The sequence below is a fragment of the Rhizobium sp. UGM030330-04 genome (genome assembly GCF_003208455.1).
Lineage (GTDB): Bacteria > Pseudomonadota > Alphaproteobacteria > Rhizobiales > Rhizobiaceae > Agrobacterium > Agrobacterium rhizogenes_A.
The window spans coordinates 184,459-202,239 of sequence record NZ_QKML01000005.1 but is presented as its reverse complement, the minus strand read 5'-3'; the positions used below and the strand labels follow the sequence as shown (position 1 = coordinate 202,239).

21 protein-coding genes and 1 riboswitch are annotated in these 17,781 nt (G+C 60.8%); of the genes, 8 read left to right on the top strand and 13 right to left on the bottom strand.

Annotation, left to right across the window (positions count from 1 at the left end):
- Positions 1–2: 2 nt before the first annotated feature.
- A riboswitch (cobalamin riboswitch) is annotated at positions 3–230 on the bottom strand.
- Positions 231–500: 270 nt separating this feature from the next.
- The 3 genes from N434_RS09780 to N434_RS09770 all read right to left on the bottom strand — a co-directional run bounded on the left by N434_RS09780 (position 501) and on the right by N434_RS09770 (position 2,692).
- Positions 501–1,421 carry a cytochrome c gene (locus tag N434_RS09780; protein ID WP_110757435.1) on the bottom strand — a complete coding sequence of 307 codons (921 nt, stop codon included), beginning with the start codon at positions 1,419–1,421 and terminating at the stop codon, positions 501–503.
- 88 nt (positions 1,422–1,509) lie between these two features.
- Complete coding sequence (locus N434_RS09775; RefSeq protein ID WP_046798595.1) at positions 1,510–1,944, bottom strand: c-type cytochrome; 435 nt, start codon at positions 1,942–1,944, stop codon at positions 1,510–1,512.
- A 118-nt stretch (positions 1,945–2,062) separates the two neighbouring features.
- A complete protein-coding gene (locus tag N434_RS09770) occupies positions 2,063–2,692 on the bottom strand; it encodes a LysE family translocator (protein WP_110757433.1) in 630 nt (209 codons plus the stop codon).
- A gap of 132 nt (positions 2,693–2,824) precedes the next feature.
- Between N434_RS09770 and N434_RS09765 the strand changes: the two genes are divergently transcribed.
- Entirely contained in the window at positions 2,825–3,535 is a 711-nt protein-coding gene (locus N434_RS09765; protein ID WP_110757431.1) for a helix-turn-helix transcriptional regulator, read from the top strand.
- Here N434_RS09765 and N434_RS09760 read toward each other — a convergent pair.
- Both N434_RS09760 and N434_RS09755 read right to left on the bottom strand, forming a co-directional pair.
- Entirely contained in the window at positions 3,524–4,369 is an 846-nt protein-coding gene (locus N434_RS09760; RefSeq protein ID WP_110757429.1) for a metallophosphoesterase, read from the bottom strand. The genes N434_RS09765 and N434_RS09760 overlap by 12 nt on opposite strands.
- A 119-nt stretch (positions 4,370–4,488) precedes the next feature.
- Positions 4,489–5,091 (bottom strand): superoxide dismutase, encoded by a 603-nt coding sequence (locus tag N434_RS09755; protein ID WP_065115131.1) that lies wholly within the window; start codon positions 5,089–5,091, stop codon positions 4,489–4,491.
- Between the two features lie 221 nt (positions 5,092–5,312).
- Between N434_RS09755 and N434_RS09750 the strand changes: the two genes are divergently transcribed.
- The gene (locus tag N434_RS09750; protein ID WP_077767651.1) at positions 5,313–5,669 is read left to right on the top strand and encodes a hypothetical protein; all 357 of its coding nucleotides are present in this window, start codon (positions 5,313–5,315) and stop codon (positions 5,667–5,669) included.
- 4 nt (positions 5,670–5,673) lie between these two features.
- On the opposite strand, the gene N434_RS09745 is transcribed toward N434_RS09750, so the two are convergent.
- The gene (locus N434_RS09745; RefSeq protein ID WP_110757428.1) at positions 5,674–6,216 is read right to left on the bottom strand and encodes a GNAT family N-acetyltransferase; all 543 of its coding nucleotides are present in this window, start codon (positions 6,214–6,216) and stop codon (positions 5,674–5,676) included.
- A 97-nt stretch (positions 6,217–6,313) separates the two neighbouring features.
- Between N434_RS09745 and N434_RS09740 the strand changes: the two genes are divergently transcribed.
- A complete protein-coding gene (locus N434_RS09740; protein ID WP_110757426.1) occupies positions 6,314–7,195 on the top strand; it encodes a LysR family transcriptional regulator in 882 nt (293 codons plus the stop codon).
- 83 nt (positions 7,196–7,278) lie between these two features.
- Here the strand turns inward: N434_RS09740 and N434_RS09735 are convergent, their stop codons facing one another.
- Positions 7,279–8,160 carry a branched-chain amino acid aminotransferase gene (locus tag N434_RS09735; RefSeq protein ID WP_110757424.1) on the bottom strand — a complete coding sequence of 294 codons (882 nt, stop codon included), beginning with the start codon at positions 8,158–8,160 and terminating at the stop codon, positions 7,279–7,281.
- Between the two features lie 338 nt (positions 8,161–8,498).
- Between N434_RS09735 and tam the strand changes: the two genes are divergently transcribed.
- Positions 8,499–9,269, top strand: coding sequence for a trans-aconitate 2-methyltransferase (gene tam, locus N434_RS09730; RefSeq protein ID WP_110757422.1), 771 nt, complete (start codon positions 8,499–8,501; stop codon positions 9,267–9,269).
- 2 nt (positions 9,270–9,271) lie between these two features.
- Here the strand turns inward: tam and N434_RS09725 are convergent, their stop codons facing one another.
- A complete protein-coding gene (locus N434_RS09725; RefSeq protein WP_110757420.1) occupies positions 9,272–9,640 on the bottom strand; it encodes a VOC family protein in 369 nt (122 codons plus the stop codon).
- Positions 9,641–9,688: 48 nt separating this feature from the next.
- Entirely contained in the window at positions 9,689–10,399 is a 711-nt protein-coding gene (locus tag N434_RS09720) for a helix-turn-helix transcriptional regulator (protein WP_110757418.1), read from the bottom strand.
- Positions 10,400–10,591: 192 nt separating this feature from the next.
- Here N434_RS09720 and N434_RS09715 point away from each other — a divergent pair, with 192 nt between their 5' ends.
- Both N434_RS09715 and N434_RS09710 read left to right on the top strand, forming a co-directional pair.
- Positions 10,592–11,518, top strand: coding sequence for a bestrophin family protein (locus tag N434_RS09715; protein WP_110757416.1), 927 nt, complete (start codon positions 10,592–10,594; stop codon positions 11,516–11,518).
- Positions 11,519–11,628: 110 nt separating this feature from the next.
- Positions 11,629–12,456, top strand: a complete 828-nt coding sequence (locus N434_RS09710) for an aldo/keto reductase (RefSeq protein ID WP_110757413.1) — start codon at positions 11,629–11,631, stop codon at positions 12,454–12,456.
- A 23-nt stretch (positions 12,457–12,479) separates the two neighbouring features.
- Here the strand turns inward: N434_RS09710 and N434_RS09705 are convergent, their stop codons facing one another.
- From N434_RS09705 to N434_RS09695, 3 genes are all read right to left on the bottom strand, one after another.
- The gene (locus N434_RS09705) at positions 12,480–13,091 is read right to left on the bottom strand and encodes a LysE family translocator (RefSeq protein ID WP_110757411.1); all 612 of its coding nucleotides are present in this window, start codon (positions 13,089–13,091) and stop codon (positions 12,480–12,482) included.
- Positions 13,092–13,310: 219 nt separating this feature from the next.
- Positions 13,311–14,120, bottom strand: coding sequence for an AraC family transcriptional regulator (locus N434_RS09700; protein ID WP_110757409.1), 810 nt, complete (start codon positions 14,118–14,120; stop codon positions 13,311–13,313).
- 70 nt (positions 14,121–14,190) lie between these two features.
- Positions 14,191–14,949 carry an SDR family oxidoreductase gene (locus N434_RS09695; protein ID WP_110757407.1) on the bottom strand — a complete coding sequence of 253 codons (759 nt, stop codon included), beginning with the start codon at positions 14,947–14,949 and terminating at the stop codon, positions 14,191–14,193.
- Positions 14,950–15,052: 103 nt separating this feature from the next.
- On the opposite strand from N434_RS09695, the gene N434_RS09690 reads away from it, so the two are divergent.
- Positions 15,053–15,484, top strand: coding sequence for a winged helix-turn-helix transcriptional regulator (locus N434_RS09690; protein WP_110757405.1), 432 nt, complete (start codon positions 15,053–15,055; stop codon positions 15,482–15,484).
- 7 nt (positions 15,485–15,491) lie between these two features.
- Here N434_RS09690 and N434_RS09685 read toward each other — a convergent pair whose 3' ends face one another.
- Positions 15,492–15,890 carry a DUF937 domain-containing protein gene (locus N434_RS09685; protein WP_065115117.1) on the bottom strand — a complete coding sequence of 133 codons (399 nt, stop codon included), beginning with the start codon at positions 15,888–15,890 and terminating at the stop codon, positions 15,492–15,494.
- A gap of 313 nt (positions 15,891–16,203) precedes the next feature.
- Here N434_RS09685 and N434_RS09675 point away from each other — a divergent pair, with 313 nt between their 5' ends.
- Positions 16,204–17,775 carry a helicase HerA-like C-terminal domain-containing protein gene (locus tag N434_RS09675; protein ID WP_110757403.1) on the top strand — a complete coding sequence of 524 codons (1,572 nt, stop codon included), beginning with the start codon at positions 16,204–16,206 and terminating at the stop codon, positions 17,773–17,775.
- Positions 17,776–17,781 lie beyond the last annotated feature (6 nt).

Sequence of the window (17,781 nt, the reverse complement as noted above, 5' to 3'; positions counted from 1 at the left end):
GCATGGACATTTCCGTGATGGCAGGTCTCCTGGCTTGCGGGTCAAAACCTGAAACACCTTCCCGGCATCGCCCTCGCCTTGAATGGGGGCGAGATGGCTTGCCAGTGGCATTTCGTTTCAGGCTCTCCGCTCACAGTTGCGGGGGCAGCCACGAATGAGGATTGCTCCCTATCGTGTTCCCTTTTCACCTTCCGGAACGCCCGGAAGGAACCATCACGCAGATGTTATCTGCCGGGTGGGTGCGGGAGTCAATGGCGGCGAGATTTTGGCACTGCCGGCAACGCACCTCAGTCAACGTCATCCTGGAGTTTAGCCCGTTGCTGTGCGCTTTAGATTGGAAAGAGAAACCGGAACGAAAAAACACTCTCCCGTCATTCCGGCCCTGAGCCGGAATCCAGCCGACGTGCGTCCGCACGGCGAAAAAGCTCTTTTATCCCAAGAACTTGGTCTGGCTGCATACCGGCTCAAGGCCGGCATGACGGAGGGGAGCTTCAAACTCCCTACCGAGACGGGATCGCCTTCAGATAGGCGGCAATCGCATTGCGGTCTTCGGCGGTCAGATGCGCCATGTTCTGCTGCACCTTGACCATGGAGCCGCCGACGCTGTCGAATTCCGGGGTGAAGCCGGTTTCCAGATAGCCGGCAATATCGGCCGTCGTCCAGGCGCCGATGCTCGCAGAACCGGGCGTGATATCGGGGATACGGCCCTCACCTTCGGGATTGGGACCGCCGGCCAGCCATTTGTCTTTCAGGAAACCGCCGAGAGCATCGCGCGGGGTGTGGCATTCGCCGCAATGGCCCGGCCCTTCGACCAGATATTGGCCGCGCAGCAATTCGGCATTGGCATTGGCAAGCTCGACGCGCGGCGGGGCGGAGGTGTCGAAATACAGGAACTTCCAGCCGCCGAGCGCCATGCGCAGGTTGAAGGGAAACGGCAGGTCGTGATCCGGCGCATCATTCTGGCTGGCCGGCAGGGTTTTCAGATAACCGAAGAGGTCGTTGACATCCTTCTGCGTCATGCGCGCATAGGAGGCGTAAGGGAAGGACGGGTACAGATGTTCGCCGTTCTTTCCCACCCCGCGCGTCATGGCATCGCCGAATTCCGCCAGCGTCCAGCCGCCGATACCATGCTGCGGATCAGAGGAAATATTGGGAACGTGGAAGGTGCCGAAGGGACTTTTCAACGCCTGTCCACCGGCGAGCGTCAACAGCGCATCGCCGGTGGCATCCGGTGCGGCGTGACAGCTTGCGCAACCACCCGCCCAGAACAGCGTTTCGCCATTGGCCAGATCCGGTTCGCCGAGGCTGACCCAATGGCTGGGCGCCTGACGTTCCGGCGCGGTGACCCAGGCGAAAATGCCATAGCCGGCAATGGCTGCGATCACGGCCCCGCCCACAAGCTTCGTCCAGATGGAAGACATACCCCTCTCCCCATTCTCACCCGAGCTGGTCAGGTGTCTTTCAAAGTGAAAAAACGCCGCCGGGAAGCGGCGTTTTGAAATTCGAGACTTACTTCTTCAGACGATAGGTCTGGTGGCAGGTGCCGCAATCGGCGCCGAGCGTCTGCATGGCGGTGGTGACGCCCGCCTGATCGGTGGGGAGATTGGCAAGAACCGTATCGGCATCAGCACCGAGCTTGGCCGCCTTGGCCTTGAAGTCTTCGAAGTTTTCCCAGATGGCGGGAGCAGCCGCGCTGCCGGTCTCGGTGCCGGCGGGGAACTGTTCGGGGAAAGCCTTGGCATTGGTGCTGATGGTCGTCACGGCAGCCTTGACGGCTTCGGCATCGAACGGCTTCTGACCCTTGGAGATAGCGGCAAGCGCCCCCATGGAACCACCTATCTGCTTCATCATGCCTTCACGTTTTTCGACTTCGCCGGCAGCATAGACCGCTCCGGCGCAAAGACAGCCGAAAAGCATGGCCGCCGCGATGGTTTTCAGTTTCATACACTCTCTCCTTGATTCCGGCCGGGTGCCGGACGCTTGATGGAACGGCGGGAGGATGCCCTTTCCGGATGGCGAAAAGAAGTCACATTGCGGTGAATTTTATCGTGAAAACAGAAGTCTAGGACAGGGCTTCCCAAAGTGTCAGCAGGGCCGCGGCAATCAGCATGAAACCGGCGGCGCGGCCGATGAAGATCGTGGCGCCGGGCGAGGACACCAGCCATTGCCGGCTTTTATCCGCCGTCAGCGCCAGCGCGCCATAGACGGTAAACTGCGTCACCGCCACCATCGCGCCCATGACCATCCCCTGCATCCAGATCGGGCCATAGGCCGGTTTTAAGAATTGCGGATAGATGGCCATCATGAACAGATAGGCCTTCGGGTTGGAAAGGCAGGTCAGCACCGCCCGCCAGAACGCCTTTCTCACAGAGGCACTCGCCTGCGCCTCCTCGCCATTCACCACGATGGCGCTGCGCATCAGGCCGATGCCGATCCAGACCATATAGGCAGCGCCGGCAATGAGAAGCGGCAGGAACAGCGACGGCATCCAGGCGGCGAGCAGACCAACGCCGGCCGCGCCATAAAGCGAATGCACGATGCCGCCGGCGCTCATGCCGCTTGCGGCGGAAAGGCCGGTTCTCTTGCCGCCCGTCAGCGCGCTTGCCAGCACAAACAGCATGTCCATGCCCGGCAGGATGATGATGCCGAACAGGACGAGAAAGAAAAGCCAGAGATTTTCGGCGTAACTCATGTCAGTATCTCCCAGGACGGTTCATGGCACATTCGGGAAAGTGCATGTTTCTCAATGTGTTTTGTCCTTTATAGGAAAAGCCAACTGACAACGTTATGTCAGTTGCGTGGGGAGCCACAGGGAAAAGCGGCAATGCGCAAGGCTTCGAGACTGTTCGAGATCATCCAGATCCTGCGACTGGCGCGTCGGCCCGTTACCGCCCAGACGATTGCCGAAAAGCTGGAGGTGACGGCCCGTTCGGTCTATCGCGACATAGCCGCCCTCCAGACCATGCGCGTGCCCATCGAAGGCGAGCGCGGCGTCGGTTATATTCTGCGCCCCGGCTTCAGCCTGCCGCCGCTGATGTTTTCCATCGAAGAGACCGAGGCGATCGTGCTCGCACTCGCCATGGTCGGCCGCTCCAGTGATACCGAATTGCGGCAGGCAGCGAAAAAGGCCAGCGACAAGATCGCCGCTTCCCTGCCCGAACCCCTGTCCAAAACCCTGTCGGCCAATGCCCTGCATGCCTGGGGCAGCATCGCGCCAGCACCTGTCGGCATCGACCTTGCCACAGTCAGGCGCGCGGTGCGCGACGAGGAAAGACTGGAAATCCGCTATCGGGATGAAAGCGGCGCGCAGACGGAACGGCGGATTCGGCCGATTGCCGTGATCTATTATTCGGAAACGGTGAACATCGTCGGCTGGTGCGAATTACGGCAGGCGATCCGTAACTTCCGCTCGGACCGGGTGCTGAGCTGCGAAAACACCGGCAGCTTTTTCAAGCTGGAAGGGGAAAAGCTGCGGCAATTGTGGATGAGCGGCTGGCAGAACAACCAGCCGGGCAGTCCATCCTCACAGCCGTAAGAGGCGATCTTCCTCGCGGCCGAAACCGCGAATGACGATCCGGTCTTCGAAAACATCGGCGATGGCGAAAGTGTTCTGGTCGGGCGTGTCCACCATGCCCTTGAAATTGACGAAGTGGGTGTTGCCCAGCACACCGTAATTGCCTTCGTGATTATGGCCATTGAACCATGCGACGGCCGACGCATGGGCGCCGAGAAGGTCGAGAATGCGCGGCGCATCCCACATGTTATGAGCGTTTTGCGGATAAAGCGGATAGTGGCACAGCACGATCACTTTTTCGTCCGCCGCATCCGCCGTTTGCAGGACGTTTCGCAGCCATTCGAACTGCTCGTCGCTCAGCGATGCATTCCAGTCCTGCGCATTGATCGCGCCCGCTTCCTGCAGGTGCTTCAGCCGCTCCTGTGCAAGTGCGCGACGCGGATCGCCGGGCGGCGGGGCGAAGAGACTGACCTCGTTGCCATCGAGCACGGCGAAGCGGACATTGCCGATGGCGAAGTCATGCCAGGGGGCGGGCATGCCAAGGCGGGCATGGATGGCGGTCAGATGTTCAGGCGCAACTGAAAAATCATGATTACCCGGCAACAGGACCGAGGGATGGCGAAGCCCGTCATAAACGCCGAGGATCGCATCGAAATTGTCGAAGCCGCGGTCGATGATGTCGCCAAGCGTCACCACGAAGGCGAGGTCCTCTTCGTTGAAGGCGGCCACCGCTTCGGAGAGCTTTTTGACGCTTTCGGCATAATAGCGCCCCATGTCCGGGCGGGGATCGGCATCGGCATATTGGGGATCGGCGACGATGCCGAAGGAGAAGAGAGGCTTGCTTTTTTCAGTCATGATGCGCCGCGATAAACCCGGCTGATGACAGGCTTGTGACAAGCGGCCGGAACGGCATGCCCCAAAAGCAGAACACCCGGCACAAAGGCCGGGTGTTCAAAAAATTCCGTTCGCCAAGCTTACTTGGCAGCGGCTTCGTAACGCTCCAGGACGTAGTCCCAGTTGATGAGGTTATCAACGAAGGCTTCGAGGTATTTCGGACGCAGGTTGCGGTAGTCGATGTAGTAGGAGTGTTCCCAGACGTCGACACCGAGGATCGGCTCTGCACCATGAACCAGCGGGTTTTCGCCGTTTGCGGTCTTGGAGATTTCGAGCTTACCGTTCTTGACGGAAACCCATGCCCAGCCGGAGCCGAACTGGGTGGTGCCGGCGGCGATGAAATCAGCCTTGAACTTGTCGTAGCCACCGAGATCGGAAGCAATCGCCTGCTCGAGCTTGCCCGGCAGCTTGTTGCCGCCGCCGCCCTTCTTCATCCACTTCCAGAAATGAACGTGGTTGTAGTGCTGGGCAGCGTTGTTGAAGAGACCGGCATTGGTGCCAAAGGACTTCTTCACGACTTCTTCGAGCGACAGGTCGGAAAGACCGGCTTCGGCAGCCAGCTTGTTGCCGTTGTCGACATATGCCTTGTGGTGCTTGTCGTGATGGAACTCGAGCGTCTCGCGCGACATGTAAGGTGCAAGCGCGTCGTAGTCGTAGGGGAGTTCAGGAAGTTCGAAGGCCATGGTTTTTACTCCTTTTTGCAGCGGGTTACCGCTCCTAGAAACCGTGTGAGCGGACCATAGGAGCGAAGCTGTGTTTGGGCAACCTGCGAAATATCAAAATGTTCCGACAAAAGAGAAAATTCCTCTCAACCCAGCCGCCACCATATTTGTTTCACAACCCTGGCGTACCGTTTTCCACCCTATCGGTTCGCTCTTGAGCGAGATTGCAGGAAGGAAATTCCATGACCCGCCGCTTCCCACGTCCCATGATCCGCTCCGTCCTCCTCGTCAGCGCCTTTTCATCGCTTGCACTCCCCGCCGCCGCATCCTCCGATGAGGCGTGGAAGGAATTCGTGGCCGATGTGCAGACCGCCTGCCTTGCGGGCGCCAGGGACATGATCGAGGATGCCAAGGCGGTGGTCGATCCTGTCGGCAGCGAGAATTACGGTCTTGCCATCCTCACCGGCAAGGCGAAGGGCGCGGATGCGACGGTCAGCCACATCTGCGTCTATGACAAGAAGACCAAGGCCGTGGAGCTTGGCAGCGAACTTGCCGGCGATACGCTGAAGGTGGAAATTCCCGGCTCCACCAAACCCTGATCGGTCAGAAACGGGGCGTGGTGTCACCCTCGCCCAGTGATCGTTGCATCAGCACCGTATCGAGCCATTGGCCATGTTTCCAGCCGATGGATTTGAAAGTGCCGACATGCTCGAAACCGGCGGCGCGGTGCACGCCGATCGAGGCGGCATTGGCGCTGTCACCGATGACGGCAATCATCTGGCGGAAGCCGCGCGCGGTCGCGTCCTCAATCAGCGCATCGAGAAGCTTGCGGCCGATACCCATGCCTTTCATGGCCGGATCGATATAGACGGAATTCTCAACCGCCGCACCATAGGCCGGGCGCGCACGATATGCGCCGGCATAGGCATATCCGGCTACCTTTCCGCCGGCTTCGGCGACGAGATAGGGATAATTGCCTTCCACCAAAAGGCGGCGGCGCTCGGCCATCGTCTCGGCGGCCGGCGGATCGATCTCGAAGCTGGCGCGGCCATGGAGCACGGCATCCCGGTAAATTTCGGTAATGGCTGGAATATCCGCCTCTTCACAGGGGCGGATCAAAGGGCTGGAAACGGTGGAAGGGGTCATTCTTGCTGTCCTGCGGATCATTCACGCCATCATTGTGCATTGCGGCGCAATCAAAATAAAGATTATCTATCTTATACAAACGATAAGGTTTTCTTTGATGATGGACCTCGATCTGCGGCAGGTGCGCAGCTTCATGGATGTGGCCGATCTCGGCAGTTTTTCCGCCGCCGCCGACAAGGCGGGGCTGACGCAGCCGGCCATCAGCCTGCATATCAGGTTGCTGGAAAAGCAGCTCGGCGTGCGACTGATCGAAAGGGTCGGCAGGCGGGCACAGCCGACGGCTGCCGGCCGGGATTTTCTCATCCATGCAAGGCGGATCGCGGAAGAGGTGGCGCATGCCATCGAGACGGTTGCGCCACATCGCAGCGGGGTGACGGGGCGGCTGCGCATCGGCACGGGCGCCACCGCCTGCATCTACCTGCTGCCGCCAGTGCTGGGCAAAATCCGCCAGGCCATGCCGGGTATCGACATCGTCGTGCAGACCGGCAATACCCACGATATTTTGCGGCTGCTGGAGGCCAATACCATCGATGCCGCCGTGGTGGCCCTGCCCGCCAGCGGCCGTAGCCTTGATATCAGCGACATCCATCTCGACGAACTGGTCGCGGTTTTTCCACGGGGCACCGGCGAAAAGACACTGAATGCCGAAACATTATCGAGGCAGCCGCTGCTGCTTTATGAGGGCGGCAATACGCGCAGGCTGGTGGATCAATGGTTTGCAGCGAGCGGCCGCGCCGTGCAGCCCGCCATGGAGCTGGGCAGTGTCGAGGCCATCAAGAAACTGGCGGGTGCAGGTCTCGGCCTTGCCATCGTGCCACGCATGGCCATGGAGCATGAAGCTGCGGTATCCGAGCTTGAGTGGCGCTCACTCGACCCGCCGCTGGAACGCCGGATCGCGCTGGCGCTCAGGCGCGACAAACATATGACCGCGCCGTTGCGGGCGCTTGCCGCTGCCCTGCCGGATGCGCGGAAACGGTGAGGCCGCTCAGGCAAGCAGTTCAAAATAAAAGCCGCGACGAGGACGCCCCCGTCTCGGCTTCTGAAAACAGAGTTATTGAAGGCTCAGACGTCCGCGCCGAGACGCGCCCAATCCATGTAGAGATCCAGCGCCTTGCGCGCCACGGGACCGGCCTGCAGCTCGCGGTCATCGAGCTTCACGACCGGCGATACTTTCGAATAATTGCCCGAGCAGAAGATTTCATCGGCCTCACGGAAATCCTCGACCGACAAGGTCGCCTCGCGAACATCGAAGCCGGCCTGGCGCAACAGGCCGATCACCCGCGAACGGGTGATGCCGGCAAGGAAGGTGCGGTTCGGCACCGGCGTGAGGACAACGCCATCCTTGACCATGAAGATGTTGGCGGAGGCCGATTCGGCGACATTGCCGTTCATGTCGCGCATCAGGGCATTGTCGAAACCGCGCGAACGGGCTTCCAGAATGGCGCGGCCGCTATTGGGGTAAAGGCTGCCGGCCTTGGCGTCGGTCATCGCGGTTTCCGGCGAAGGACGGCGCAGCGGCGAGACGGTGAGTGTCAGCGGCTTGCCGGCATCCATCGGCGCTTCGAACAGGCAGAGCGCAAAACGCGTGGAGCTGGCATCCGGCGCCACGACGCTGCCGGGCATGCCGTGTTCGGCCCAGTACATCGGCTTGATATAGATCGCCATCTTGCCGTCGAATTTCTTGACGCCTTCCAGCGCCAGGGTCTCGATCTCTTCCGCCGTCATGGTCGGTTTCATGCCCATATTAACGGCCGAGCGGTTGATGCGCTGGCAATGCAAATCGAGGTCGGGCGCCACGCCATCGAACCAGCGCGCGCCGTCAAACACCGTCGAGGCCAGCCACATGGCATGCGAGGTCGGGCCGATGAGCGGCGGGTTGCCGGGCAGCCATTGACCGTCAACATAGGTCCAGGTGGTTGATCGGGGTGCTGTATCGACGCTCATGGTAGGCTCCTGTTTCAAGCGTTTTCGTTCGGTAAAAACGCTCCGTCTTTTTTGTTCTGATGCATTGCCGGATGAAGAGCGCTGCAAGCTCTCAGTCGGGCATGTGCTGGAAATCGGCCGGAGTGAATGCCTCTCGCCTGATGAGGTCAAGTTTTAATTGCCGCGATTTCAGATTTTGATGGAAAATAACAAAGCGACGCCCCGATAAAGATGTTTTATGAGGCGAAACAAAAGGTTGATGAATAGGTTCATCACAATAATTCATGCATCGGATGATGGCGGGGGCATTTCGCCCGTGCGATGCTCCCGGTCTTACAGCTCTCTGGCAGGAGGAAATCATGGCATGGTCCGCCCAGCAATATCTGAAATTCGAAGATGAGCGGACACGTCCCGCCCGGGACCTTCTGGCGCAGGTGCCGCTGGAACGGGTGCTGAACGGCTATGATCTCGGCTGCGGGCCGGGCAATTCCACCGAGCTTCTGACCGACCGCTACGGCGTCAACGTCATCACCGGCATCGACAGCGATGACGACATGCTGGCCAAGGCGGCGGACCGGCTGCCGAATACCAATTTCGGCAAGGCCGATCTTTCACAGTGGCGGCCGGCCCAGAAGGCCGACCTGCTTTACGCGAACGCGGTTTTCCAGTGGGTGCCCGATCATCTTGCCGTTCTTTCGCAGTTGATGGATCAGCTGGAAAGCGGCGGGGTTCTGGCGGTGCAGATGCCTGACAATCTGCAGGAACCGACACATCGCGCCATGGAAGACACCGGCGCCAACGGCTCCTGGAAGGACACCTTTGCCGATGGCAGGCTGCGGCGCAAACCCCTGCCCGCGCCATCCGACTATTTCAACGCGCTGGCGCCGAAATCCGCCCGTGTGGATGTGTGGCACACCATCTACAATCACCCGATGAAGGATGCGGAAAGCATTGTCGAATGGGTGAAGGGCACGGGGCTGCGCCCCTATCTCGCAGCCGCCGGTGAGGAAAACCGCGAAGCCTTCCTCAGCGATTATACGCAGCGCATCAAGGCGGCCTATCCGCCGATGGCGGACGGCCGCCTGCTGCTGCGCTTTCCACGCCTGTTTGTGGTAGCGGTGAAGAAGTAGCGTCAGCCCGCGAAGGCATAGACCCTGAGGCGGTGGTTGTCGGGGTCTGTGGCCGTGAAAGTGTAGCCGAATTCCATTTTCGCGGGCTGCTGCAGCATGGGGACACCTTTTGCCTGCCATCCGGCGAAAGTCTCATCCACCTGCGCATCGTTTTCGACACGGAAGGCAAGCTCGCCGCCGCCGCCCGTCACCGATGCCTTCGGCTCCACCGTGTGGCGCGACCAGAGGCCGAGCTTCATGCCGTTCTGAAGAACGAAGAGGGAGAATGTCGGCGAGGATTCGACCGGGTCCGTGCCCAGCAGAGCCTTGTAAAACTCCGTGCTTGCTGGCGGATTGTCGACGTAAAGGATGGTGAAATCGGGGTGGGTCATGGTCGTTCTCCTGTGTTGCGGATGAACGATGTCTAGACCCGCCTGCTGTCAGTTTTTGTCAGCATGATCCTGCCGTCGCCGCTGTTTTTCGCGCTCGCGCCATTCTTTCAGCAATGCCTGCCGGCGGCGGGGATAACGACTGTCCATCAGCCGGAAAGTTTCGATGCGATCGGCCCGGAAACTGCGAAAATCCTGCCGCGTTTCGCACCATGCCAGCACCACCCGCACCAGATCGAAAAAAGCGAGCGCGAAGGGCCAGATCACCCGCTCCGTCAACTCTCCCTTTTCGTCACGATAGGTCATCACAACCTTGCTCTCCTTGCGAATCGTATCGCGAATTTCGGCGAGATCGATGCGGATGGTTGCCATGGCTTGCCCGGGGCCGATGAGAAGCGTGGAATTGTCGAGTTCTTCGCGCAGGGCATCGGGAAGCACGGCGGCGATCTTGACGAGCGCGGCGCGGGCGGCCTCGGCCAGCCCCGCATCGGCACGGCCCGCCACCCAGCGCGAACCCAGCACCAGCGCCTCGATTTCCTGCCCGGAAAACATCAGCGGCGGCAGAAGAAAGCCGGGGCGCAGCACATAACCCACGCCCGCCTCACCCTCGATATCCGCGCCCTGCGCCTGAAGCGTCGCTATATCGCGGTAGAGCGTGCGCAGGCTGACGCCGGTCTGCGCGGCAAGGGCCGCACCGCTGACCGGCATGCGGTGGGAGCGAAGGATCTGCAACAGATCAAGCAACCGCTGTGAGCGTGACATGCGACATTTCCTTCCATCCGCCCATTTTGATCGTGTCGCCGACATTTCGCCGACGTCCTCCGAGGCGTAACTCCGCCTGCTGCCGGGCGCAACCGCGCAAAAAGGAGTGGACAAGCCCGACCTGCCATCATGTAAATATGCGCGGGGATTTTCGCGTCCCCGCCACCATCACAGGCATCTTGAGTCTCCACCATGATCGTTCGTCCAAAACCGAACCTGCTGCAACTTTTCACCATCCTGCGCGGCTCCATCATCGTCCGCATCTTTCCGCAGGTGCTTGCCGTTTTCCTGCTGTCGACGGTGGTGGTCTGGGCGCACAAGGACCGGCCGGATCTGGTACCGGCGCTGAATGGCGCGCCATTTTCGCTGCTCGGTATTGCGCTTTCGGTGTTCCTCGGCTTTCGCGCCAATGCCTGTTACGACCGCTGGTGGGAAGCCCGCAAGCAATGGGGCGCGCTGATGACCGTGGCGCGCACGCTGGCACGCCAGAGCACCATGCTCGAGAGCCGGCAGGATGTGGCCAATCCCGTTGCCCGCCGGCGGATCATCGATCTTGCAATCGCCTTCTGCCACGCGCTGGTCTCGCATCTGCGCCCCGGTGAAGCGACCGCCACCGCAGCCCGTCTCATTCCCGAGGACATTTCGGAAGCCTATGCCCGCAGCCGCAACAAGCCGGATATGCTGCTGCGCGAAATATCCGGTGCTTTGGTTTCCGCCAATGCGAAGGGGCAGATCAGCGATATCCAGCTGCAGATGCTGGATGCCACCGTGCAGCAGATGACGGCCGCACAGGCATCGTGCGAGCGTATTCGCCATACGCCGGTTCCCTTCGGGTATTCGCTGCTGCTTCACCGCACTGCGCATCTCTTCTGCCTGCTGCTGCCGTTCGGTTTCACGGATCTGCTCGGCTGGGCCACGCCTTTCACCAGCACGCTTATCGCCTATACGTTTTTCGGTCTCGATGCCCTGTCCGACGAGCTGGAAGACCCCTTCGGCACCGGCTTCAACGCGCTTCCGATCAATGCGCTTGCCACCACCATCGAGATCAATCTGCGCGAGGCGATGGGCGAGACCGATCTGCCGGCCGATCCCCGCCCGGTGGATTATGTGCTGATGTGATATCGTCCCGCCGGGTTGAAACCGATTGCGCGGACACCAGTTAATGAAAGACGGCTTCCCGCCCGGCGTCCGCCGCTGGCCATGTTTTCAGCAAACAGGAGAGACATCCCATGTATGACGTCAGCGCGAATGGCGCGAATATTCCCGCCCTCGGTTTCGGCACCTTCCGCATTCCGGAAGACGATATAAGACGCATTCTGCCGGAGGCGCTGAAGCTCGGCTTCCGCCATGTCGATACCGCGCAGATTTACAAGAACGAAGGCGCGGTCGGGGAAGTCATCGCTCAGTCAGGCATTTCACGCCACGATATTTTCCTGACCACCAAGGTCTGGGTGGACCGCTTCCGCCACGACGATTTTCTCGCTTCCGTCGATGAAAGCCTTGCGAAACTGAAGACCGACTATGTCGATCTGCTGCTGCTGCACTGGCCGAAGAGTGACGTGCCGCTTGCCGAGCGCATGGGCGCGCTGAACGCGGTGCGCAAGGCCGGAAAGGCGCGCAATATCGGCATTTCCAACTTCAACGTGGCGCTGACTGACGAAGCGGTGAAACTGTCCGATACGCCGCTTGCCACCAACCAGATCGAATATCACCCCTATCTCGACCAGACGAAGGTGATTTCGGCCGCACGCAAGCACGGAATGTCGGTGACGGCCTATTATCTGATGGCCGATGGCAAGGTGCCTAACGATCCCGTTCTGAAGGATATCGGCGCGAAACACGGCAAGACCGCTGCGCAGGTGACCCTGCGCTGGGCGGTGCAGCAGCCGGATATCGTGGCGCTTTCCAAGACGGCGACGGAAAGCCGCCTGAAAGAGAATTTCGATGTTTTCGATTTCGCGCTGACGGAAGAGGAAATGCGGGCGATCCACGCGCTTGCCAAGCCGAATGGCCGCATCGTCAGCCCCGGCCACCTCGCGCCCGACTGGGACGACTGAGGCGACGGGCCATTCGGTCCCGTTTATCGCTCGGTCAGGGCCAGCTTCGCACCCAGCGCCACGAAAGCGGCCGCGAAGCTGCGCCTCAGCCAGGCGAGGACCGCCGGGCGTGATATCACCTGGCGCCGGACCGAGGCGGCAAAGCAGCCATAAAGCGCAAAGACCAGAAACGTCATGGCCATGAAGATCAGCCCGAGATCGACCATGCGCCATGTCGGCAAAGCCTCATCCGGCGCGATGAATTGCGGCAGGAAGGCGAAAAAGAAGATCGACAGTTTCGGGTTCAGCAGATTGATGAGGATCGCCTCGCCGATAACGCGGGCGGCCTTCTGAGGCTCCCTCGTATCGTCGATCTTCAGCGCACCATCTTCCCGCAGCGTGTTCCACGCCATGTAGAGGAGATAGGCGACTCCCAGATATTTGACGATGCCGAAGGCCAGCGCACTGGTGTGCAGAATGGCGGCAAGCCCGGTGATGGCGGCGAGCAGATGCGGCACGATGCCGAGCGTGCAGCCGAAAGCCGCAATGACGCTCGCCCTCGCCCCCTGCGAAAGACCGGCGGCCAGCGTGTAGACCACGCCGGTTCCGGGAGAGGCTGCGACGATGAAGGATGTGATGAGGAATTCGGGTGTCATGGTGTGGGTGTGTCCTGTGGGTGGAGGACGGGAGCATGAGGGTGCGTGGGGTGGGTGTCTTGGATGAAATTGCAGCGCCACGTCCGCACACCGTCACCCCGGCCCCCGAGCCGGGGTCCAGCGTGGTCAAGTCCTTGACCACAAAAGACTCTTTTCACGGCGCAGACGCGCCGTGGCTGGATGCCGGATCCAGTCCGGCATGACGGAAGAGAACGACGTTCAGCCGCCCGTCGCCGCCCGATAAACCGCCGGCGTCACCCCGAATTGCCGCACGAAGAACCGGTTCAGATGACTCTGATCGGCAAAACCGGCGATGAAGGCCGCTTCGGCGGGCGGTGTGCCTCTGGCCAGCGCATGCCGGGCCACATGGACACGCCGCTGGAGAAGATAGCTGTGCGGTGTCAGGCCGGTTGCTTTGGCGAAGGCCCGCAGGAAGCGGAACTGGCTCATGCCGGCCTCCCCGGCCAGATCGGCAAGGCGGAACGGGTGGGAAGGGTCGTCATCGATGCGGCTTTTCGCCCGCTTTATATTCTCGGGTGCGGCGATTTCGCCCGGCTTCGCCGCCGTCTCCATCGCGGCCGCCAGAAGCATCAGCAAGGTCTCATCGCCATGCAGGGTTGCGCCCGGCCGTTCCTTCGCAGTGACGGCGGAAAAGACAGCGTTGAACCGCTGCGCCAAAGGCCTTGCATCAACGGGATAGGCAAATTCGAAAGAGCCATGATCCTTCTCGCAGACATCGGCAATGGCGTCGCGAACGATATCGATGTCGAGATAGAGCATCCGCCAGGCGCGGCCACCCTCTCCAAGCGGAATGCCGTCATGCACCTCGCCCGGATTGACGGTGATGACATGGCCGGCGCCCGCCTCCACCATGCCACGGCCGGAGAGCGATTTCTGCGCGCCGCGCTCGATGAGGCCGATGCCGAATTGATCATGCATATGGCGCGGAAAGCAACGATCGCTATCCGCCACCACGGCGGCGACACCGGGCATGCTGGTTTTCGGCATCAGGAACCGGCCTTGGGCCATGAAAACGCGCGCTCCACGGGAAAGAGCGCGACGCTATCACAGGATGTCCTTGTGCGACAGACACCTGCACTCAAGGATGCATATGGTTGATCATGGCGAAGACCTGATCGAAATTGCCGTTCTGCGCCGCAAAACGCAGCGGCTTGCAGCGTTCCACCACGACTTCCTTCTCATCCGGGCGGTTCTTGAGGATATCCATCACCTCGGAAATGAAGGCGTCGAGCGGCATGGCCCTTTCGTCACTGGCCTGCCCCTCGCCCATCAGCGTCGTCTGCACATAGGGCGGCACGATTTCGATGACCTCCACCGGCGTCTCCTTCAGCTGCTCCCGAAGCGCGACCGAATAGGCGTGGATGGCCGATTTGGTGGCGCTGTAGGTGGGGGTCAGCACCATGGGCACGAAGGCCAAGCCGGAGGACACCGTGAGCACGGTGGCGGCGGGCTGCTTGAGGAAATGCGGCAAAAGCGCCGCCGTCAGGCGGATGGGCGCGAGAAGATTGGTGGCGATGGTTTCTTCGGCCGTCTCCAGATAATCCGGCGCGGCGGCGATCTCTTCCGGCCGCATGATGCCGGCATTGTTGATGACGGCGTTGAGGCTCGGATGGGCCTTCACCAGAGCTTCGGCAAACGCGCGGATGCCTGCGGCGTCCGTCGCGTCCATCACCACCGAGGCCATGCCGGGATTGGCAGCCGTCACCTCGCCGAGCATGGCCTTGCGGCGGCCGGAAATGATGACCCTGTTGCCAGCCTGATGGAACGCTTCCGCCAGCGCCCGGCCGATGCCGGAACCGCCGCCGGTGATGAGAATGGTGTTGCCGGTGATTTTCATTGCAGCATCCTTTGCTTGTTGGCTGAAAGGAAGTTAGCTATGATACTCTCCAATCGAAAGTAGGCACCCAAAAGATTTATACTTACCCAAAGGAGAGTGTAAAATGAAACGGCACGCCGCCGACCCGGCCATCGAGAGCCGGCGCAAGGTTCCGCCGCCCACGGAAACCGATCCGGTCATCGAGGCGCTGGTTCAGGACATCATCGCCAAGGTGGCGGACAAATGGACGATGCTCATTCTGGAAGTGCTGGAAGAGCACGGCACGCTGCGTTTCACGCAGATCGGCAAACATGTGGGCAGCATCAGCCAGAAGATGTTGACAAAAACGCTGAGACAGATGGAAAGCGACGGGCTGGTGCGCCGTACCGTGCATCCCGTCATTCCGCCGCATGTGGATTATGATCTCACCCATCTCGGCCGCACGCTCGGCAGCGCTTTTTGCGGCGTCTGGATCTGGGCGGAAACGCACCATGCGGACATAGAAGAGGCGCGGCGGCGGTTCAAAGAACAGCCACCGCGCCCCGCAATGGATTAATGTCGCTTTATGCGAACTGGCTGAGGCCCGGAACCGAGGCGATCACCTGGTCAACGGTCTCGTCACCGGCGTGCTGGCGGGCAACGGCGATGGTTTCCTTGGCGAGCGTGGAAATCTCGCTCATGCCGATGCCCTGGCTCATCAACTGCTGGCCGAGACCCATGATGCCGCCGCCGCCGATCGCGCTCATCAGTCCGCCCAGCAGACCGCCGCCGCCATTGCCGGTGCCCTCGCCGTTATATTGCGCCACGAGATCACTGGCGCCCGGGATGGCTTCGATCATCTTGGCGATCGGGCCGTCGGCCGCTTCGCGCTGGAGAAAACCGAGAATCATGCCAACGGCCTTTTCGGCCAGCTGAGGGTCGATACCTGCCTTCGCGGCGATCTGATCAATGATTTCGTTCATTCTTGCCTCCTGTTGAAAAACGACGCCAACATCGAATAACTGACGTTAACGTCAACGTAAAACAATCTCATGCCGCATTCAAGCGGCCACGGATAGGTGCGGCAACTTTCATCAAGCGCTTTTTATTCATCGCCATCAAGCAGTTGTTGCGCCTCGAAACTGTCCTTATAAGATCATCACAACCAAACTATGAAAAGGCCGCTTCCGCGAGGAAAGGCCACGGAATGCCAGTTACGCTTTTAATTCGGACATGACTTTTGCAAAATCCACTGCGATTTAAGGGTCATGCATCAGCCGCAGGAGAAAATGGTCGATGTTGCAGGACGGACAGCTCTATATCGGCACCAGCCGCAATCCGGACGACAGCCTGAACAAGGGCGAATATCTGGAACTGAAATTCGGCAACCGCCATGGCCTCATCACCGGCGCGACGGGCACGGGCAAGACCGTGACCCTGCAGGTTCTCGCCGAAGGTTTTTCCAAGGCCGGCGTTCCTGTCTTCTGCGCCGATATCAAGGGTGACCTTTCCGGCATCGCGGCCGAGGGCGAAGCGAAAGACTGGGTGCAGAAACGCGCCGAACAGATCGGCTTCACCGATTTTTCTTACGGCAAGTCGCCCGTCATCTTCTGGGATCTCTACGGTGAAAAAGGCCATCGCGTGCGCGCCACCATCGCCGAAATGGGGCCGCTGCTGCTCGCCCGGCTGATGGATGCCTCGGAAGCGCAGGAAGGCGTGCTCAACATCGCCTTCAAGATCGCCGATCAGGGCGGGCTGCCGCTGCTCGATCTCAAAGACCTGCAATCGCTCCTGAACTATATGGGCGAAAATGCAACTGAGCTCTCCAACCAGTTCGGCCTGATTTCCAAGTCCTCGGTCGGCTCGCTGCAGCGCGGGCTGCTGGTTCTCGAACAGCAGGGTGCCGCCAATTTCTTCGGCGAACCGGCGCTGAAGATCGCCGACATCATGCGTGTGGGCACCGATGGTCGCGGCACCATTTCAGTTCTCGCCGCCGACCGGCTGATGATGAACCCGCGCCTTTACGCCACCTTCCTGCTCTGGATGCTCTCGGAACTGTTCGAGGAACTGCCTGAAGTCGGCGACCCGGAAAAGCCGCGCCTGGTGTTCTTCTTCGACGAGGCGCATCTGCTGTTCAACGATGCGCCGAAGGTGCTGGTGGAACGCGTGGAACAGGTTGTGCGGCTTATCCGCTCCAAGGGCGTGGGCGTTTATTTCGTGACGCAGAACCCGCTCGACGTGCCGGAAACCGTTCTTGCCCAGCTCGGCAACCGCGTGCAGCATGCGCTGCGCGCCTATACGCCGCGCGAGCAGAAGGCCGTGCGCACCGCCGCCGACACCTTCCGCCAGAACCCGGCCTTCAACACCGCCGACACCATCACCACGCTCGGCACGGGCGAGGCGCTGATTTCCACCCTGCATGACAAGGGCGCGCCTTCCATCGTGGAACGCACCCTCGTGCGCCCGCCATCGGGCCGCGTCGGGCCGCTCACCGATACGGAGCGCAAGTCTCTGATCGATGTGAGCCCCGTCGCCGGCCAATATGACAAGGATATCGACCGGGAATCCGCCTTCGAAATCCTCGCCGCCCGCGCCCAGAAGGTGGCGGAAGCCGAGGCGGCCAAGCGCGCGGAAGAGGAAAATGCCGCCAACCAGTCCGACAACGCCTCCGGACGCTGGCGCCTGCCCGGCTTCGGCGACGAAGAGCCCGCACCGGCCTCCACCGGCTCGCGCAATGGCGGCACACGCAAGACCGGCTACCAGCGCGAAACGGTGATCGAGGCGGCGATGAAAAGTGCCGCCCGCTCGGTCGCGACCTCAGTGGGACGCGCGATCGTGCGCGGGATTTTGGGTAGTTTGAAGCGGTAACGGCTA

Coding starts and splice junctions, on each gene's coding strand:
- N434_RS09780 (WP_110757435.1), bottom strand. CDS start 1,421: ATGTCTTCCATCTGGACGAAGCTTGTGGGCGGGGCCGTGATCGCAGCC.
- N434_RS09775 (WP_046798595.1), bottom strand. CDS start 1,944: ATGAAACTGAAAACCATCGCGGCGGCCATGCTTTTCGGCTGTCTTTGC.
- N434_RS09770 (WP_110757433.1), bottom strand. CDS start 2,692: ATGAGTTACGCCGAAAATCTCTGGCTTTTCTTTCTCGTCCTGTTCGGC.
- N434_RS09765 (WP_110757431.1), top strand. CDS start 2,825: ATGCGCAAGGCTTCGAGACTGTTCGAGATCATCCAGATCCTGCGACTG.
- N434_RS09760 (WP_110757429.1), bottom strand. CDS start 4,369: ATGACTGAAAAAAGCAAGCCTCTCTTCTCCTTCGGCATCGTCGCCGAT.
- N434_RS09755 (WP_065115131.1), bottom strand. CDS start 5,091: ATGGCCTTCGAACTTCCTGAACTCCCCTACGACTACGACGCGCTTGCA.
- N434_RS09750 (WP_077767651.1), top strand. CDS start 5,313: ATGACCCGCCGCTTCCCACGTCCCATGATCCGCTCCGTCCTCCTCGTC.
- N434_RS09745 (WP_110757428.1), bottom strand. CDS start 6,216: ATGACCCCTTCCACCGTTTCCAGCCCTTTGATCCGCCCCTGTGAAGAG.
- N434_RS09740 (WP_110757426.1), top strand. CDS start 6,314: ATGATGGACCTCGATCTGCGGCAGGTGCGCAGCTTCATGGATGTGGCC.
- N434_RS09735 (WP_110757424.1), bottom strand. CDS start 8,160: ATGAGCGTCGATACAGCACCCCGATCAACCACCTGGACCTATGTTGAC.
- tam (WP_110757422.1), top strand. CDS start 8,499: ATGGCATGGTCCGCCCAGCAATATCTGAAATTCGAAGATGAGCGGACA.
- N434_RS09725 (WP_110757420.1), bottom strand. CDS start 9,640: ATGACCCACCCCGATTTCACCATCCTTTACGTCGACAATCCGCCAGCA.
- N434_RS09720 (WP_110757418.1), bottom strand. CDS start 10,399: ATGTCACGCTCACAGCGGTTGCTTGATCTGTTGCAGATCCTTCGCTCC.
- N434_RS09715 (WP_110757416.1), top strand. CDS start 10,592: ATGATCGTTCGTCCAAAACCGAACCTGCTGCAACTTTTCACCATCCTG.
- N434_RS09710 (WP_110757413.1), top strand. CDS start 11,629: ATGTATGACGTCAGCGCGAATGGCGCGAATATTCCCGCCCTCGGTTTC.
- N434_RS09705 (WP_110757411.1), bottom strand. CDS start 13,091: ATGACACCCGAATTCCTCATCACATCCTTCATCGTCGCAGCCTCTCCC.
- N434_RS09700 (WP_110757409.1), bottom strand. CDS start 14,120: ATGGCCCAAGGCCGGTTCCTGATGCCGAAAACCAGCATGCCCGGTGTC.
- N434_RS09695 (WP_110757407.1), bottom strand. CDS start 14,949: ATGAAAATCACCGGCAACACCATTCTCATCACCGGCGGCGGTTCCGGC.
- N434_RS09690 (WP_110757405.1), top strand. CDS start 15,053: ATGAAACGGCACGCCGCCGACCCGGCCATCGAGAGCCGGCGCAAGGTT.
- N434_RS09685 (WP_065115117.1), bottom strand. CDS start 15,890: ATGAACGAAATCATTGATCAGATCGCCGCGAAGGCAGGTATCGACCCT.
- N434_RS09675 (WP_110757403.1), top strand. CDS start 16,204: ATGTTGCAGGACGGACAGCTCTATATCGGCACCAGCCGCAATCCGGAC.